This window comes from Mesorhizobium sp. M7A.F.Ca.CA.003.01.2.1, assembly GCF_003998945.1.
Classification (GTDB): domain Bacteria; phylum Pseudomonadota; class Alphaproteobacteria; order Rhizobiales; family Rhizobiaceae; genus Mesorhizobium; species Mesorhizobium ciceri.
In genome coordinates this window covers 1-2,767 of the sequence record NZ_RZRA01000161.1, presented here as the reverse complement: position 1 = coordinate 2,767, position 2,767 = coordinate 1, and the positions used below count along the sequence as shown (strand labels likewise).

At 63.3% G+C, this 2,767-nt stretch carries 4 protein-coding genes and 1 pseudogene; all 5 read left to right on the top strand.

Translation table 11 applies throughout. From position 1 onward, the window contains the following. A partial coding sequence (locus EN969_RS35930; RefSeq protein WP_127417978.1) for a helix-turn-helix domain-containing protein occupies positions 1 to 314 on the top strand: 314 nt, incomplete at its 5' end. A 157-nt stretch (positions 315 to 471) separates the two neighbouring features. Continuing rightward, entirely contained in the window at positions 472 to 987 is a 516-nt protein-coding gene (locus EN969_RS09335; RefSeq protein ID WP_174299063.1) for a sigma-70 family RNA polymerase sigma factor, read from the top strand. Beyond that, entirely contained in the window at positions 984 to 1,757 is a 774-nt protein-coding gene (locus tag EN969_RS09330) for an anti-sigma factor (RefSeq protein ID WP_013531511.1), read from the top strand. The genes EN969_RS09335 and EN969_RS09330 overlap by 4 nt, the downstream gene beginning before the upstream one ends. Before the next feature lie 23 nt (positions 1,758 to 1,780). Next, complete coding sequence (locus tag EN969_RS09325; protein WP_013531512.1) at positions 1,781 to 2,497, top strand: Bax inhibitor-1/YccA family protein; 717 nt, start codon at positions 1,781 to 1,783, stop codon at positions 2,495 to 2,497. A 175-nt stretch (positions 2,498 to 2,672) separates the two neighbouring features. Next, positions 2,673 to 2,767 (top strand): annotated as a pseudogene (locus EN969_RS35925) (aldose 1-epimerase family protein); the annotation flags it as partial.

The following is a 2,767-nucleotide window of genomic DNA, read 5'->3' as shown; positions in this document are numbered from 1 at the left end:
ATCCTGAAATGCGGATCGTCGTGTTGACCGGCTTTGCCAGCATCGCCACCGCTGTCGAGGCGATCAAGCTCGGCGCCTGCCAGTATCTCGCCAAGCCCGCCAATACAGACGACATAGAAGCGGCTTTCGGCCAGGTCGAGGGCAATGCTTCGGTGCCGCTCGCCGAGCGGCCAACCTCGATAAAGAACCTCGAATGGGAGCGCATCCACGAGACGCTGGTGGAGGCCGACTTCAACATTTCCGAGACGGCACGACGGCTGGGCATGCACCGCCGGACGCTGGCGCGGAAGCTGGAGAAGAGGCGTGTGAAGTAGGCACGATCCACCGGGCATGGCACATCGTGGCGATGCCGATGATAAGATTGATGCCGGCATCAATCGTTGCATTCGAACGATGTCCTCCAAAGGAAAAAATTGGCAGGGCAGGGATTAAAATCCCCACATGTTCCGTAAACAGGACATGAAACCGCCGATGCCACGCTTTGACATCATAGGACAGCTCGGTTCGCTGCGCCGCTATGCGCGCTCGCTGACGCGCGACAGCACCGACGCCGAGGACCTTGTCCATGACGCGCTGGTGCGCGCTTATGAGCGGCGCAGCACCTTCCGCTCCGGCGGAAACCTGCGCGCGTGGCTGCTGTCGATCGTCCACAACACCTTCATCGACAGGATGCGGGCCCGCAAGTCCGAGGCGTCGCGCGTCGAACAGGCTGGATACCTGGCCGACGGCAGCACGCCGGCACCACAGGAACATTCGGTGCGCCTGGCGCAGGTGCGCCAGGCTTTTTTCAGCCTGCCGGAAGAACAGCGTTCAGCGCTGCACCTCGTCGCTATCGAAGGCCTCTCCTATCAGCAGGCCGCCGATGCCAGCGGCGTGCCGCTCGGCACGCTGATGTCGCGCATCGGCAGGGCGCGCGCCGCGCTGCGCGAGATGGAGGAGCCGGCGAAGGCAAAAAACCACCTCAGGATCGTTGGAGGCCCTTCATGACCGCAACTGTCGATCCCGTGACGGATATCGACCTCGACGCCTATGTCGACGACCAGATCGACGTCACCCGCCGCATCGAGGTGGAGGCATTCTTGTCCGCTCGCCCGGAGGCGGCGGCGCGCGTGATGTCGGATCTCAGGACCCGCGATGAACTGCGCGTGGCGCTTGCCGGCTCCAAAGGTATGGCACGGCCCGCGACCGCCGATGCCGCGCGGCGGCTGGAGAGGGGGCTTGCCCGCGGCCGCATCTTCGGTGTGCTGCAGCGCGCCGCGGTGGTTGCTGTCTTCGTCGCCGCCGGGTGGCTGGCGAACGGTATCATCGGGCCGATGTCGGTGACCAAGGTCGTCGCCTCGCCGCAGCCGCCCGCCTATGTCGACGACGCAGTGCGGGCCCACAGGACCACGCTGGTGCGCGAGAGCATGCCGTCGCAGCCCGAGGCGCCCAACTACAACGCCGGCGAGATTCGCGCCGCGACCGCCATCGTCATGCCGTCGCTGCCCAAGGATTGGAAGGTCCGCGACGTGCAGATCTATCCGTCCCGCTTTGGTCCGAGCGTCGAGATGGCGGTCGAGACGAAAGACATGGGGCTGGTGTCGCTGTTTGCGATCCGGCCTGGAACCTTCGACGTCGTCAAGCCGACGATCGCGCCCTCGGGCGACATCTCATCGGCCTATTTCCAGATCGGCGATGTGGCTTATGCGGTGGTCGGACGAAGCGAGGTCCACGACCTCGACCGCGCCGCAGAGACGCTCGCCAAGACGCTCTACTGATCGATCCACAAAGGAGAACGCAAATGAACACCCCCAATCTGGGATATCGCGTCGCCGCCGGCGCCCAAACCGGAGCCGTCTTCGACGAGGGCCTGCGCCAGCATATGCTGCGCGTCTACAACTACATGGGTGTCGGCCTGGTGGTCACCGGCCTCGTCGCCTTCATGATCTCATCGACGCCGGCGCTCTACGTGCCGATCTTCTCCAGCCCGCTGAAATGGGTGGTGATGCTGGCACCGCTCGCCTTCGTCATGCTGTTCTCGTTCAAGATGCAGACCATGTCCGCGGCGAATGCCCAGGCGATGTTCTGGGCCTTCTGCGCGGTCATGGGCCTCTCGCTCGCCTCCGTGTTTCTGGTGTTCACCGGAACCAGCATCGCGCGCACCTTCTTCATCGCAGCCACCATGTTCGGCGCCACCAGCCTGTACGGCTACACGACAAAGCGCGACCTGACCCAGTTCTCGTCGTTCCTGATCATGGGCCTGATCGGCGTGGTGATCGCCAGCATCGTCAACATCTTCCTCGGCTCGACCGCGCTGCAGTTCGCCATCTCGGTGATCGGCATCGCCGTGTTCATCGGCCTGACCGCCTGGGACACGCAGACGATCAAGGAACAGTATGCCGAGAATTTCGACGCGGAATCGCGCCAGAAACTTGCCGTCTTCGGCGCCTTCTCGCTCTATCTGAACTTCATCAACATCTTCCAGCTGCTGCTGAATTTCACCGGCGAACGCGAATAACGACTATCCGCTGTGGGCAAGAGCGAGGGTTATTGCTCTTGATGCGGAGAGGTGGCCGGAGGGAGATCCTCCGGCCACAATTCGTTCCTGCAGAACCAGGCTGCACCTTGAGTCCCGAAGCGCTTTTGCTAGTCTGCCCACCGCGCCGGCCTTCAACAACGACCCGCGAGGAAATGTGGCACAGGACAGCCAAACGCTTCATGGCGACGGTATCTCGGCGACCATCGTTGCGCAGGGCGCCGAACTGATTTCGCTGCAAGATGTGCGCGG